The organism is Pseudomonas sp. NPDC087697, assembly GCF_044743155.1.
Lineage (GTDB): Bacteria > Pseudomonadota > Gammaproteobacteria > Pseudomonadales > Pseudomonadaceae > Aquipseudomonas.
In genome coordinates this window covers 63,579-78,452 of the sequence record NZ_JBIUVW010000026.1, presented here as the reverse complement: position 1 = coordinate 78,452, position 14,874 = coordinate 63,579, and the positions used below count along the sequence as shown (strand labels likewise).

Genomic DNA, 14,874 nt, shown 5'->3' with positions numbered 1-14,874 from the left:
GGTCCCTCCCTCGATGATCAGTCGAGAACTATCGCTCCTGACGGAGCGATAGTCGAGATACAAGGAGCTGCCGAAGGCTGCGATCTTTTGATCTTCACGAGACGCGCCCCAGAAAAAATCAAAAGATCGCAGGCAAAGGTCAAAAGATCGCAGCCTTCGGCAGCTCCTATATAGGGTCGGCATAAGGTCGGCGTTCGGACGATCTTTTGATTTATCTCGGTGGGTAATTGCTCAATATCCGCCCTACCGTCGCGCGAATCGCGGCGCTACGGTCCGAGGGCTGAGGCGATCTGCTGAGCAACTGCTCATCGCTGCCACGCCAGACCAGCTTGCCATCCTTGCCATCGAACAGGTCGATCTGAAGAGTGGCGACCTTGTAGGTGACGTTACGGGTTTCGTTGTACATCGGTGCGCCCCAGTAACCGTTCCAGGGGCCACCCCAACCACCACCGTAGTTAGTGGTGATTTGTTGCTGGCGATCCTCGACGATCAGGTAGGTCCGCACATCGACGTCAGCCTTGGCACCGGTAGCTGCCGGGCGCAGACCACGCTGGTCGAGTTGGTCGGCGACGGCCTGGCGAATGCGTTGTTCGGTGAGGTCGCTCTTGATCCGTGGATCATCGGGACGGTATTGCAAGGCAGGCTCTTTCCAGGCCCAGCTGCGGTAGGCAGCGAAGTCGCGGCTGGCATCAAAATCGTGATTGACCTGGTTCGATTGGCAAGCGCTGAGCAGCACGGCGCACGCCAGTAAAGCGAGACGGCGGGACATGATTTTTCTCCGGTTCTAGGCAGGGAACCTAACTGGGAGGATACGCCGCAACCGCCTTTTCTACAGCTGTTCGTAACGCATCACCGCGCTCGATTTCGTTGCCCTGAAGGCCGGTTTCGGCGCTGGCACTCCAGACCGGTTGCCCGGTACCGGCGTCGAACAAATTCACGCGAATCACCAGCACTTGCACCTGATAGGTACGAACGATCGGCACCGTGTTGTACATGCCGTAGCCATTACCATAACGGTTATAACCACCGTAGCCGCCATAGCCGTAATCGTCCTGGACCTGTTTCAGGCGGGTTTCCTGATGCAGCTCGGCGCTGACCCACAGGTCTGCCGGGCGATTGTCGTGCAGCGGCCGCAACCCCCGTTGATCCAGCGCATTGCTGACCGCTTCGGCGATCTGCGCCGAGTCGGCCCAGGCCGAGCCGTTGGGCAACCGACCGTTGAGCCAGGCCCAGCTGTGGTAGCGAGCGTAATCACGCGGTGGCGCCGGGTACGCGCTGCGATCAAACGTCTTGGCAGCTTGCGGCGGAGCCGGCGGTAACGGGTTGGAGCTGGCGACATACGGATTGCTGCCCTGGCAGGCACCGAGCCCCAGACACAGCATGATCAATCCCAAACGGCGTTTCATTGTCCTCTCCACAGAAGCATCAGCATATACACATCTTTTCGTTCTAACCCTTGTAGCAGCTGCCGAGCCTGCGAGGCTGCGTTCGAGGACGACGTCCTCGTAAATCCTGGACCAGGAACTCGTGGCCTGATTCAACGACTGCTCCGCAGCCGAACGCAGCCTCGCAGGCTCGACAGCTGCTACGGGAACCATGGTTCAGACCGGGCGGCAGATCCAGTGCAGGTAACGCCCCAGCCCCGCAAAACTCGGGTGACGACGGTGGGCCAGTTCCATTTCCAGCAAGTCGATGAGTTCGGCACGGGCCTGGAACTCCACCGGCATGTAGTCGTGAAAAACCCGCACTCCGCTCTGGGTTTCGACCTGCCACAACCCTTCCAGTTGCGTCGCCAGTTCGCGCGGATCCAGAGGCATCTGCGGGGTCAGGCTCTGCTTCTCGCCGGCCATGTCGTTCTTGCGCATCTTGCGGAAATGGCCCTTGAGCAAGTTGCGGTAAATAAGCGCATCGCGGTTATAGAACGCCAGCGACAGCCAACCTTCTTTAGTCGTCAGTTGATGCAGTACCGGCAGAATCGCGTGAGGCTCGGCCAACCACTCCAGCACTGCGTGGCACAGCACCAGGTCATAGGGTTCGGTGAGCTGACCCAGCAGTTCTTGCCACGGCGCCTGGATAAATGTCGCCGTTTGCCCAGCGTCGGCGAAGCGCTGGCGGGCGCCTTCAAGCATTGGTCCAGCAGGCTCGGCCAGAGTCACTTGATGGCCGCGCTGGGCCAGCCATAACGACATGTGCCCTAGGCCGGCGCCGATATCCAGTACCCGCAACGGGCGATCCGGCAGGGTTTCAGCCAGGTCAGCCTGCAGCACCGCCAGACGGATCGCGCCTTTGGCACCGCCGTAGATTTTTTCGGCGAAACGGGTCGCCAACTGATCGAAATGACGGTCGCTCATCAGCTGAACCGCCGTTCGCTGTCAGCCAGCTTGCTGCGTACTACCTGTTCCATATCCAACCCCAACTCGCTGCACAACAGCAGTAGATAGAGCACGATATCACCGACTTCCTGACCGGCATGGGCGAGTTTGTCCGCCGGCAACTGGCGCGACTGGTCTTCGCTCAGCCATTGGAAGATTTCCACCAGCTCGGCCATTTCGACGCTGGCGGCCATGGCCAGGTTTTTCGGGCTGTGAAATTGCCGCCAGTCGTTGCGATCACGGATGCAGTGCAGGCGTTCGGTCAGTTCAACAAGGTTCATCGGGCTCTCCTGAAGGCGTATAGCTTCAGGCCGATTTTCTCAGGAAGCAAGCTGTCGCTGCGCGACAGATCGCGAGCAAGCTCGCTCCCACATTGGTACTGTGCTCACCGCGGATCCCCTGTGGGAGCGGGCTTGCTCGCGAAGGCGGACTAATCAACAACGTTGAACTCGACCCGTGCCGTCTGTCCGCCTTCATCAAGCACACTTAGCTCTACGCGCCCGAGCTGTTCAAACGTGGCGTTGATGCTCTCCTGATTAGCGCTGTCGCCCAGCGGCGTGCCGTTGACGAACCACCAGCGCCGTCCACTGCCGCCGAGTGCCGAGAGCTTCAGCCGCAGCAGTTCCTGACTGGCCGCTGGTCGGCGCAGTTGATCGCCATCACGTACGCCGACAATCGACAGCGGTGCAGACGCCGCCAACACCGGCCCCGGGCAATCCGGGTCATTGGCCGGCAAGCGCGCTTCACGGCGTTCGACCCGTGGCAACCAAGGCTCCAGCGGAGCCGGCCATAACGCGATATCCCGCGCCACGGCACCCGGACATTTGGCGTCTACCCGCAGACCTTTGGCGTTGACCCAGACCGTCTCCACCAGTCCCACGCTCAGCGGCTGATCCATGGCCTGAAGCGTCGGCGGCGTTGTGCCGTCCAACGTCCAGGCAAAGCGCTGGCGACGGCAGTTCGGGTCATTGCGGCTCATCGGCTGACCCAGCGGCCAACAGATCGCCGCCACCCCGACGTTCAACGGCACCGGTGGTACCGGCGCGCTGATGCCACGCTGGCTGTCGCGGTTGATCAACACATCGTGGACTTGCAGCATCAACGGCGCCGCCGATGCCAGACCGAATTGCCCCGGCACCGGCGTGCCGTCCGGGCGACCGATCCAGATGCCGATCAGGTAACGCGGCCCGACGCCAATCGCCCAAGCATCGCGAAAGCCATAGCTGGTGCCGGTTTTCCAGGCCAGCACCGGACGCTGCACCAGTTCGGCGCGCGGGTCGCGGTCGGGACGCGCCTGACCACTGAGAATCCGCCGCACGATCCACGCCGAACCCGGTGACAGCAGCGGCCGTTCACGCAGTTCATCGTCGGGCTGCAAACGGATGTTGGCGCTCTTGCCGCCACGGGCGAAGGCGCTGTAACCGCTGACCAGATCTTCCAGCCGACTGCCGGCACCACCGAGGATCAACGCCAGGTTCGGTTCGGCCAGCGGCGGCAAGGTCAGCGGCATGCCGCCGATGCGCATTTCGGCGGCAAAGCGTTTCGGCCCGTAGGCTTCCAGCAACTGCACCGCCGGCAGATTCAAAGAGGTCGAAAGCGCGCTGCTGGCCGGCACCGGGCCGCTGAAGCCCATGGAGAAGTTGCCCGGCCGATAATCGCCGTAGCGTCGGGGCACATCCTGCAGCAGCGATTCGGAATGGATCAGACCGGCGTCCATGGCCATGCCGTAAAGGAAGGGTTTGAGGGTTGAGCCGGGCGAGCGCAGGGCGCTGATCATGTCGACATGGCCGAATCGCCGGTCGTCATTGATATCCACTGAACCGAGATAGGCGCGCACTGCCATGCTTTCTTCCTCGACCACCAAAATGGCTGCCGAGGTGTACTCCGGCAAACGTGCGCGCCAGCCCAGCAGCAAGTCTTCGAGACGCCGTTGCAGGTTGGCGTCGAGGGTGGTGCGAATCAGTGACGGGCTGTCCGGACGGTTCAAGCGCCGCGCCAGCAACGGTGCGAGGCTCGGCTCCAGACGGGGCGCCAGCAGCAACGGTTCTTCCAGTGCTTCATCGACCGCCGACTGCGGCCACACCTGAAACTGGGCCAATCGCCGCAATACCTTGTCCCGAGCCACCTGCGCGCGCGCCGCGTGTCGATCCGGACGCAAGCGACTCGGTGCTTGCGGCAATACCGCCAGCAACGCAGCTTCGGCGTGGGTCAGGTGCTGCGGCGATTTGCCCAGATAAGCCCAACTGGCCGCCGCCACGCCTTGCAGCGTGCCGCCGAACGGTGCGCGGTTGAGGTAAAGGTTGAGAATCTGATCCTTGGACAGGTGCCATTCCAGCTGCGCGGTGCGCCACAGTTGGCGCAGCTTGCCGAACAGCGTTCGCGAATGCGGATCGAGCAACCGCGCGACCTGCATCGACAAGGTGCTGCCGCCGGACAACACCCGTCCGCCGGTGAGGTTTTGCCACGCGGCCCGACCCAGCGCCAACGGGTTAACGCCGGGATGCTGATAGAACCAGCGGTCTTCATAGGTCAGCAGCGCGTCAAGGTAATAGGGCGAAACCTGCGACGTTTCCACCGGATAGCGCCACACACCGTTGGCATCGGCGAAACGCCACAGCGGCGTGCCGTCTTCGGCCAGCACCACCCGCGCCAGATCGTCCTTGGGCAAGGGCAACGGCCAGATCCGGTCGGCGAGCCACAGCAGCGTGATCAACAACAGCACACCCATCAGACAACGCTGAGCAATTCGTTTAAACAAGCTGAAATTCAATCCACCAAACCTCTATGATTCACGGGAACTCACCCGCTTAAACAATGGCCCAAGGCTCAGCTCTGGCACCCACTCTTTCATCAGGACGCACGCATGCAGGTAGATAGTTTTTTCGAATGGCTCGGCCAGGCGCTGGGGTCAGTCATCCGGTTCATCGTCGATACGCTCAGTGGGTTGTTCAATGCTTTGACTCACGCCAGCGGCAACTTTGTCGACGGGCTGTCGCGAGCGCTGGGCATGGAGCCCTCGATCATCAGCATTCTCGTGCTGATCATCGGCTTGATGTTGCTGTACTCGGCGATCCGCGCCTTCATGCGCGCCTCGATCATCGCAGGGATTATCTGGCTGGTGCTGGGGTTGTGGGTGTTGAGCTGGGTTGTTCACTAACCCGGATGAGCGCCGCGGTCCAGTGTGGGAGCGAGCTTGCTCGCGATGACGGCTTCACATTCAACAAACATGTTGCCTGCCAGACCGCTATCGCGAGCAAGCTCGCTCCCACAATCGACTGATTCAGCATCTCCTTCGGCTAACGCCCCTGGATCACCATCTCCGGCACGGTTTCGCCCACGGCTTGCCAGTTCGGCCGGTACATCGACTCCACTTGCGGTGGCGGTACGCGGTAGGTGCCGGGGGTGACGGCCCGCGCCAGGTACAGCAAGTGCGTGGTGCCGTAGCCGTCCAGGTTCAGCGCCGCGACGTAACGGTCATCGCGAAATTCCTGATGCTTGAGGCTGGCGTTCTGCATCGAGTCACGCCATTCCTTGACCTTGCTGCTGGCGTTTTCCAGGCTCGCGGCGCTTTGTGCCAGGTTCTGGTTTTCCAGCTCCAGGCCCGCCGGCAGCAAGTCCACCACTAACGCATCCGGTACCCGCTGCTTGGCGGCGACCGCAATATGCACCAGCACCAGATCGCCACTGGCCAGGGCCTTGAGGTTCAACGGCTGGCCGTTCATGCCCAGGTACTCGCGGCGAATGCTCAGGTTTTCGCCACCGGGAACCGGAGCCTGAACCGGATACCCGGAAATGGTCAGTTGCTGATAGACCGGTTCGCTGCCCTCATTTTGCAAGGTCAATGCCGATGACAACAGCTTGCCTTCCAGTCCCAGAGCTGGCCGATCATTGTTGAGTTCGACTTCAGCGTTGCCACTCACCAGAACCTTCCAGCTGGCTTCCGGTTTACCGATCAAGCCGCGACCGGCGAGAAACAGCGAGTTGCGCTCCTGGGTCGACAAGTATCGACTGGCGGCCAGTTGATCGGACAGTTCGAACAACCGCTCTTCGAGCTTGCCCTTGTCCAGATTGTTCTCTTCCAGCAGTGCCAGAATCAGTGCCTGATCGCGCAATGGACTGCCGTAATCGGCCAGCCAGTCATTCGGTTTGCGTGAGGCTGCAAGCCCCGCGAGCAAGGCCTGATCGGCACGCGGTTGATCGCCCATTTTCTGCAAGGCAATCGACAGCTGCACCAACGGCAGGCCGGAACGGGCATCAGTTCGACGGTCGAACAAACTGCGCAGCGCGCCCAGCGGTGCCTGCTGGCTGCGGGCCAACACCAGACCGGCGTAGGCCTGCACTGCAAATCGGGTGTGTTCGGCGTTTTCGCTGTAGTTCACTTCGATCAGGTTGCGCTCTTGCAGGTAACGCAACAGTCGCTCGCTGGCCTTTTTCAGCGCCTCGGGCGGTACGCCAAAACCCTGGTCGCGAGCGCGCAGCAGGAAGTCGGTAACATACGCCGTCAACCAGTATTCTTCTTCGCCATCGGCGCCCCACAAACCGAAGCTGCCGTTGTAACGCTGCATGCCCAGCAAGCGCTCGATGCCGAGTTCGATCTTGCGTTTGCGGTCAGCGTCCGGCTCGCCTTCCAGGCCAAGCCGTTTCAGGCTCGCGGCGTCGGCATAGAGCGACGGATACAGACCGCTGGTGGTTTGCTCCAGACAACCGTAAGGGTAAGCCTTGAGTGCGCGAATCTGCTCACCAAGGTTCAGCGGCGGTCGGCTCGACAGGCTGAGCAAGGCCTCACGCCCGGACGCGTCGAACAGCGACAACTCACCCTCAGGCAAACTCCACGGCTGATCCTTGAGCACCGCGCGATAGTGCTTGAGCAGCGCCGGATAGGCCGGACGCACACCCAAGGTCCACTCGCGGGTGAATGGCGGCAGACTCTCGCCCGGCAGGTCCAGGCCATTGACCAGCACTTTAACCTTGCCCTGACCGAAGCCGCCCTGTGCACGCACCGGGATCCGCAGCGTGGTGCGCTGGCCCTGAGTCAGCTGCACGCTGTGCGCCACCTCGTCGACCAGGTTCAACGGGCCTTGGGTGCTCAGTTGCACCTCCAACGTCTGCGCCTTACCCGAGAGATTCGACAGATCCAGCGCCAACGTCGTCTGATCGCCACCGGCGAGGAAGCGCGGCGCCGACAGCTCGGCAATCAGCGGCGCGGCGATGACGGTTTTGCCTTCAGCCATGCCATAGCGATCATCGGTCCAGGCCTGGGCCATCAAACGCAGTTCACCGTTGAAGTCCGGGATGTTGACACTGACTTCGCCTTCGCCCTGCTCGTTCAGGGTCACTGGCGCGCTTTGCAAGGCGACGATGGTCACGCTGGTGTCCGGACGTTTGCCGCCCTTGGCCAGCGCCGCATCGCCACCGAAGGCCAGACTGGCCAAACGACCCTGGCCGGCCTCGATCAGTTGCCCGTAAACGTCGAGCTGGTCGGCGCTATAGGCCTTGCGGCCAAACAGGCTGGAGTACGGATCTGGAGTCGGGTACTCGGTGATATTGAGGATGCCGACGTCCACCGCCGCCAGCAGCACATGCACCTGTTTCGGCACGCTGCCATCGGCGTTTTTCGCTTGAATCTTCACCGTCAGCGGTTGTTTCGGGCGCATTTTTTCCGGCGCCGTCAGGCTCAAGCCAAGTTTGCGCTGAGTCCGGTCCAGCGGCAGGTGCAGCACGCCGACTGCACGTTTCGGAGTGACGTTGGCTTTGCGCTCGCCGGGACGAATCACCAGCGCACTGACGTACAGATCGTGGCGCGCCCACTTCGGATCAAGTTTCACCGCGAAGCTTTTACCTTCGGCCGGCACGTCGATTTCCTGCCACCACAGCGGGCCATCGGCCGATTCCACCAGCAAATAGCCCTTGCCCGCAGCCGGAGGGGTCACGGTGACGTTGGCGGTATCGTCATCGCCATAGGCCGGCTTATCGAGCGCCAGTTTGACCTGGTCCGGACGCACCGCGCCGCCTTCAGCGTTGTCCTGTGCACGATAACCGGCCCAGAAGCGCAGGCTGCTGACGATGCCGGTTTGCGGGTCCTGGACTTCGACGCGATACGGGCCCCACTCCACCGGGAAGCTGATCTTCGCTGTATCGCCGGCCTTGATGCTGACGGTTTCTTCGTCGAGGTTGAGGAATTTTTCGTTGAAGTGATAGCTCCAGCCATCGCTCTCCGAATAGTTCCAGTAGTAGTCGCGACGCTCACGGATCAACCGCACCTTGAGGTTGTCGGCGGCCAGCTTCTGACCTTCATTGTTGGCCATCAACAGTTCGAACTCGACCGGGCCATCGCCGTTGGTTTCCTGACCATCGAATAATGCGCGCAGACCCGGCAAGCGATCCGCCGGCCAGACCGGCTGCACCACGCGCCGGGTAATCGGCCGGCCGCCGGATTCGTGCAGGCTGGCCTGGACGATCAGTTGCAGCGGCGACTTGGCCCCGGCCCATTTGCTCTCAAGCGAAATCACCGCCTTGCCGTCGGCGTCCAGCGCAGCTTCATCCAGCTCCAGGTCCTGGCTCAGTTCTTCTTCGGTGACCGAGCCGAATTGATAGCCCGGTAAACCTTTAACCGCCTCACGCAAGGGCCGTACGTAAACCTGACCACTCAAGCGATTGCCTGACGCCGGCGCGCCGTAGAGGTAACGACCGTTGACGCTGATTTCAGCGGTATCGGCCGGTTTGATCGGCGTATCGCTGCCCTTGAGTTCCAGGGCCAGGCGTTCGGGCAGGAAGTCTTCGACCAGAAACTCATAGAGCTGAGGCTTGCCGTCACCCAGGTCGAACACCAGCTGCCAACGCCCGGTCGGCGCTTCGCCAGCCAGTTGCAGTTGATATTGATAGAGCCCCGAGGCATCGGCGCCCCAGACGAATTTGCGGCTGACCTGCGCATCCGGACGGCGCACTTCGACGCTGACCGGCTGCGGTTTGACCGCGTTACCGTCCTTGTCCCGCAGCAGGGCATTGAGTAGCACGGTTTCGCCAGGCCGATAGAGATCGCGCGGGCCAAACACGAAGAATTGCAGCGGATGAGCTTGCGGCCCACCGATCTTGAATTCGGCCAGGTCCAGCGCTGCGCTGTTGAGGCGCAGCATGCTGGTCTGTTCGCCCTGATGGGCCAGCAGCACTTCGGCCTTTTTCGGCAGTGGCAACTCGGCGTGGCCGCCCTTCTCGGTTTTGCCCTGACCGACCACTCGGCCATCGGCGTCGAGCAGTTCGAGGCTGACGTCGTCGAGCGCTTTGCCACCTTCCAATGCTTGGGTGAACACATCCAGACGGTTCTGGTAACGGTGCACCGACAGGCCGATGTCACTGAGGGTGAACAGGGTCGCCGGTTGCGAGTAACTATAAGTGCCAGAGGCGCGCATCACCGCCAGGTAAACACCCGGCTGTTGCAACGGCTTGAGGCCGGCGATCGGCAGCAGCAGGGTTTCGCGGGTGTTGCGTGCCGGGTTCAGATCGAAACGGCCGCCGTAGACCAGATCGGCCATGGGCAGCAGTTCACGCGATTGATAGCTTTGCAGGCTGCTGTTGCGGCCCCATTGGGCGAGGAACGCCGGCAGCGATTCGGGTTTGATGCGGAAGAATTCGACGTCGATCTTGTCGACGTTCAAAGCGATTACCGGTAGACCTTCCGCCAGGCGCGTCGGCAGCAAGGTGCCACGGCTGGCGAAGCCCACTGTCGGTTGCAGGTCACGGGTTTCCAGACGACTGCCGTATTCGGCGGCGAGTTTGGCGTCGTTCACCCCCAGCAGTCCGGCGTCGATGGTCAGCACCAGTTTGCGCTGTGGCTCAAGGTGGCGCAGGCGCAGTTCCATCAGGTTGTCCGAAAGCTCCCAGGCGCCATCGACCTTGCCAGTCTTGCTGTCCACCAGGTGCAGTTTGTCGGCGAACTTTTGCTGCGGGTCCAGCGGCACCGAGAAACTCACCGACAGCGTGCTGGCGCCGTCGAGCTGGATTTCCGAGACATCCACCACACTCAATTCGCGACCGGCGTAACGCTGTTTCAGCGCAGCGACATCCTGCACGGCCCTGGCCTTTGGCGTCGTGACCGGCGCTGGGCTGGCCGGCGCTTTGGTCGACGTCGATGAATCGCAGGCGCTGAGCAGCGTCAGTGCGCAGGCCAGAAACAATCCTTTGTTAAGCATGGGGCACTCGTCGGCAGGCGTATCGAAGGGTGAACTATAGCCCAAGCGCTCGCCGGGCTGATCCGATTGACCTAAAAGCCGCTGCACGACTCGTAGCAGCTGGCGAAGCCTGCGTTCGGCTGCGCAGCAGTCGTAAAATCAGACACTACGTTTTTTCAGGTTAACCGTGGAGGCAGGATTTACGGCCGCTGCGCAGCCGAACGCAGGCTTCGCCAGCTGCTACGGATCGTGTAACGGCCTAACTTACCGGCATCCCTCCTCACAAAAAGCCTACTCGCCACAAGCGCACTCAGCGCTGGATCTGCCGCTACAATGCCTGCTCTCGCAAGGAGCCTGCATGTCTACGCTGATTACCGACTGGCGCGATCGCCCGACTCATCGCCGTGTCTGGGCGCTTGCGGCGCCGATGATTCTTTCGAACATTTCCGTGCCGCTGGTGGCGCTGGTCGACAGCACCGTGGTCGGCCACCTGCCCCACGCGCATCAACTTGGCGCCGTCGCGGTGGGCGCCAGCCTGTACACCTTTCTGGCCTGGGCCATGGGGTTCCTGCGCATGGGCTCCACCGGGTTTGCGGCGCAGGCGGCCGGACGCGGTGACGGCGCAGCGCTAAGGCAGATCCTGCTGCAAGGCTTGCTATTGGCGATGGGCTTGTCGCTGCTGCTCGGAATGCTTGGCGTACCGCTGAGCAGTGTGGCGCTGCACTTCATGCAACCGTCTGCCGAGCTCGATCAACTGACCCGCGAGTTTTTCCACACCCGGCTGTTTGGCTTACCGGCGGCGCTGGCCAGTTATGCGCTGGTTGGCTGGTTCCTCGGTACTCAAAACGCCCGCGCGCCGCTGGCGATTCTGTTGACCACCAATCTGGTGAACATCGCCCTCAACCTGTGGTTCGTCATCGGTCTGCAATGGGGTGTCGTCGGGGCGGCTCGCGCTTCAGTGATCGCCGAATGGACCGGCGCCCTGCTCGGCCTGGCCATGACCCGTAACGCCCTGCGCGCCTACCCTGGGCATATCGCCTGGGCAGCACTGGCACTGTGGCAGAGTTGGCGGCCGCTGCTGGCGGTCAACCGCGACATCTTCATCCGCAGCCTGGCACTGCAATCGGTATTTTTCATGGTCACCGTGCAAGGCGCACGGCTCGGCGATGCGACCGTAGCGGCCAATGCCCTGCTACTCAATGGTTTGCTGTTGACGGCCCATGCGCTGGATGGCCTGGCCCATGCGGTGGAAGCTCTGTGCGGTCACGCCATCGGTGCTCGCGATCGCCAGGCTTTACGCCGGTCCTTGGTGGTGGCCTGCGGCTGGTCGTTAATTGCCAGCCTGGGTTTTGCGCTGCTGTTCCTCTGCGCCGGGCATCTGTTCATCGAGATGCAAACCAACATCCAGAGCGTGCGCGACACCGCATTCATCTATTTGCCGTACCTCGCCGCTCTGCCGCTGATCGCCGTCTGGAGCTACTTGCTCGATGGCCTGTTCATCGGCGCCACCCGTGCCCGGGAAATGCGCAACGGCATGCTGCTGACAGTGCTGGTGTTGCTGCCATTTGCCTGGGCGTTGCGAGATTTCGGCAACCACGGACTGTGGTTGACCTTTCTGCTATTCATGTTATTGCGCAGCCTCACGCTTGGGGCATTCGCCTGGAACCTGCGCAAGAGCGATGGCTGGTTCGCAGTCTAAACATCGTGCTGTTCCGGCTCTCGTAGCAGCTGCCGAGCCTGCGAGGCTGCGTTCGAGGACGAAGTCCTCGCAAATCCTGAGTACGCGGTTTGCCTGAAAGAACGCGCTGCCTGATTTGACGACCGCTTCGCGGCCGAACGCAGCCTCGCAGGCTCGGCAGCTGCTACGGGCACGGGCGCGGCGATGTCAGGATCGATGGCTCTGCCAGCGGTTGCGCAAGCTGTCGAGCCGCTCTTGCTGAGTGCCCCCCGGCAGGTGTTCTTCAGGCATGGCTGATGGGTATTGCAAACATAATCGCAACCAGCCGTCGAGCACTGTGCGCTCGCTGAAACCCTGTTCGAGTCCTTCCTGCACAAAAGACCAGATCGCGCCAAAGTCGTGGCCTGTCGAGCGACTCCAGTGCCAGGCATGCCGCTCCAGCAGGCACGTCTGTAACTTGCCCTGCTGGTGAAGGCTGAGGTTGTCTTCGACGGCCAGTTCGCTGACGGCCAAGCGCGGGTTGACCAAATGCTGCCAACCCAAACTGCCGATCGCCCGGTCAGCCCAGGTCCCGCCGTACCAGTACACCTTATCGATCGGCCCTAGCCAGCGGCTCAACTCGCGGGCATCACAGGCATCAAAAAAGTAACTGGCGATAAAGGGGTTGTAGTAGCTCAGCAAGCCTTTGTAATGAAGCCCGAAGGTGACCGTGAGCATACGGCGAAGGTGTCCAAGCAATTGCTCCGAGGGCCCGGAACTGACCAGCAGCAACCCCGGCCAGTCCGCCGGCTCGCCGTGGCAAACTTGCGCCAGAGACGATTGCGTCGAGAGTTCGATCATCTGCGGTCCCTGGTCGCGCAACGCATGCAGATCGGTGTTCTCGAACAGCGCGTAACGCGGTGCATCGGCAAAACGCTGCTGCAGGTTCCACCCGGCGTCCGGCGAACCCGGTACATCCAGCAAAAGCCATTGCGCCGACTGGACAGCGATCATGCCGCACCACTTTGGCCAAGCCCTGCCACCGTGCGGCAGACGCAAATCGCTTGCTGGCAATACATGAAGCTACCTCCGCCGGGTATCAAACACAGCAACACCAAGGGCTGACTGCTCTGGACCAGCGTCAACAAGTCATGACGGCCAGCCGGCGGCAAATCCGCAAGCGCCGGGGTCTGCTCCCCGACCGGTGCTTGCTCCACTGCCTCGAGGCTGACCGGGAGCGACAACAGCGCCTCGTTTGCCGTGGGTGGGGGAGCCTCGTCGGGAGGCAGCACCGTGTCGGCGATAAACGTTGTCCCCCGAAATATACCGGTGATCAATGGCTGGTCCGGGTCGCCCTCGATAAAGCTCACACAGACCTCAACCCCCGCCGTTAAAACGGCAACCGACTCGGCAGATAACTGGGGCGAGACCGGCAGCCAGCAATGGCTGGGCCGTGCACCCTCGCCCAGATAAACCCAATCGAACTGTACGGCGATGCGTTGCGCGCAGGCGCTGCGCACTTCGTCCACCTCAACTACCCAGCCACGTTGCACACTATTCATCCGTGGCCTTGCGCTTGGACAAGACGGTACAAACGGTGTCTCCCAAGGTATCGCACAAATACGGTTCTGGTAGTACGGCATCTGCACCAGGCTGCCCAAATGCTCGACTCGAGTCAGCAGCCACAGGCGATTCCAGTCAGCACAGGGATGGCCCGACAACGGCATCAACACGCCGCTACGCACATTCGGCAGGTCCGTTTCGCCTTCTGCGACAGGGTTCAGCGCCCCATCCTGACCGACCATATCGGCGTGAGCATGAACCTTGAAACGCCTGACAGCGGGCACAATACCCAGCGCGTCAAAGGTTGCGCTGTCGCCTGGATGCAAGCTTCGTTGACAGTCGGCAAAGATCAGGCGATGACCGCCCTTGCGGTGCTGGAAGTAGTAGTGAATCCGTTCTTGTTCGCACAGGCGCTGTACAAACGCCAAATCCGATTCGCGGTACTGGGTGCAAAAATCCCGCACGGGGTAGTCGTCCCTGAGCTCAAATCGACAGGCCTTTTCGTTTATGCCGTGTTCCTTCAGTACCTGAACGAGAATCTGCGGGACGGACTGCCCGGTAAAAATCCGCTGGTTGAAGCGTTGCGCCAGACAGGCCAACTTAGGCCCAAGACACAGACGCCAGAGCGCAGGCACCACGCCGCCGCGAAGCTGAGTGAGGCCATGAATCTGCCCATGGATACCGGCGCCTGCGCTCCCAAAACCCAGATAGGCTGAACGGAACATCAGGCTGGCGATGTCCAGTCGCAGCTCATCGAGCTGCAGATCCAGCTCGAAGGCAAAGGGCTGGCTGATGGACTCGCTGCCGGTAAAGGCTACAACGGCAAAGGGATCGGGCTGACCCGCTATCTCCAGACGAAATGACGGCTCGTTGACGGAATCGAACATCGGCGTTTCTCTACAGGAGGGGCGGCCGGGGATTCTCGCTGAGAGACATGGCCGAGTAGAGTGCCGAAATACAACTTAGGAAATGACCTACGCGAAATAGAGACAACACATCGTTGATAGTGCGGGAGCGCGGCAAATCACTGCAAAAATAAAGAAATGCCGTACCAGGTCCTCCGAAAATTCCACATTACGCGGACTATTTTCAGACAACCTGGTCACAGCCGCTCGTT

Annotated in this window: 10 protein-coding genes; 2 read left to right on the top strand and 8 right to left on the bottom strand. The window is 61.5% G+C overall.

Annotated elements, in window-relative coordinates; genetic code table 11:
- Window positions 1-211: 211 nt before the first annotated feature.
- The 5 genes from ACIPIN_RS18135 to pbpC all read right to left on the bottom strand — a co-directional run bounded on the left by ACIPIN_RS18135 (window position 212) and on the right by pbpC (window position 5,100).
- On the bottom strand, window positions 212-769 hold the full coding sequence (locus tag ACIPIN_RS18135) for a DUF4136 domain-containing protein (protein ID WP_401120678.1): 558 nt from the start codon (window positions 767-769) through the stop codon (window positions 212-214).
- A gap of 28 nt (window positions 770-797) precedes the next feature.
- A complete protein-coding gene (locus ACIPIN_RS18130; RefSeq protein ID WP_401120676.1) occupies window positions 798-1,406 on the bottom strand; it encodes a DUF4136 domain-containing protein in 609 nt (202 codons plus the stop codon).
- Between the two features lie 195 nt (window positions 1,407-1,601).
- Window positions 1,602-2,351 carry a methyltransferase domain-containing protein gene (locus ACIPIN_RS18125; protein ID WP_401120674.1) on the bottom strand — a complete coding sequence of 250 codons (750 nt, stop codon included), beginning with the start codon at window positions 2,349-2,351 and terminating at the stop codon, window positions 1,602-1,604.
- On the bottom strand, window positions 2,351-2,653 hold the full coding sequence (locus tag ACIPIN_RS18120) for a MazG-like family protein (protein WP_054595452.1): 303 nt from the start codon (window positions 2,651-2,653) through the stop codon (window positions 2,351-2,353). The genes ACIPIN_RS18125 and ACIPIN_RS18120 overlap by 1 nt, the downstream gene beginning before the upstream one ends.
- Window positions 2,654-2,802: 149 nt before the next feature.
- Window positions 2,803-5,100 (bottom strand): peptidoglycan glycosyltransferase PbpC, encoded by a 2,298-nt coding sequence (gene pbpC / locus ACIPIN_RS18115; RefSeq protein ID WP_401120684.1) that lies wholly within the window; start codon window positions 5,098-5,100, stop codon window positions 2,803-2,805.
- Window positions 5,101-5,235: 135 nt separating this feature from the next.
- Here pbpC and ACIPIN_RS18110 point away from each other — a divergent pair, with 135 nt between their 5' ends.
- Window positions 5,236-5,529: a hypothetical protein gene (locus ACIPIN_RS18110; protein ID WP_401120673.1), complete on the top strand. Its 294-nt coding sequence runs from the start codon at window positions 5,236-5,238 to the stop codon at window positions 5,527-5,529.
- A 139-nt stretch (window positions 5,530-5,668) separates the two neighbouring features.
- Here ACIPIN_RS18110 and ACIPIN_RS18105 read toward each other — a convergent pair whose 3' ends face one another.
- Window positions 5,669-10,558 carry an alpha-2-macroglobulin family protein gene (locus ACIPIN_RS18105; protein WP_401120671.1) on the bottom strand — a complete coding sequence of 1,630 codons (4,890 nt, stop codon included), beginning with the start codon at window positions 10,556-10,558 and terminating at the stop codon, window positions 5,669-5,671.
- Window positions 10,559-10,895: 337 nt separating this feature from the next.
- On the opposite strand from ACIPIN_RS18105, the gene ACIPIN_RS18100 reads away from it, so the two are divergent.
- A complete protein-coding gene (locus tag ACIPIN_RS18100; RefSeq protein WP_401120669.1) occupies window positions 10,896-12,236 on the top strand; it encodes an MATE family efflux transporter in 1,341 nt (446 codons plus the stop codon).
- Window positions 12,237-12,422: 186 nt separating this feature from the next.
- Here ACIPIN_RS18100 and ACIPIN_RS18095 read toward each other — a convergent pair whose 3' ends face one another.
- Together ACIPIN_RS18095 and ACIPIN_RS18090 are read right to left on the bottom strand one after the other, a co-directional pair.
- Complete coding sequence (locus tag ACIPIN_RS18095; protein ID WP_401120668.1) at window positions 12,423-13,208, bottom strand: DUF4123 domain-containing protein; 786 nt, start codon at window positions 13,206-13,208, stop codon at window positions 12,423-12,425.
- Window positions 13,205-14,644, bottom strand: a complete 1,440-nt coding sequence (locus ACIPIN_RS18090) for a contractile injection system protein, VgrG/Pvc8 family (RefSeq protein WP_401120666.1) — start codon at window positions 14,642-14,644, stop codon at window positions 13,205-13,207. The genes ACIPIN_RS18095 and ACIPIN_RS18090 overlap by 4 nt, the downstream gene beginning before the upstream one ends.
- Window positions 14,645-14,874: the final 230 nt, after the last annotated feature.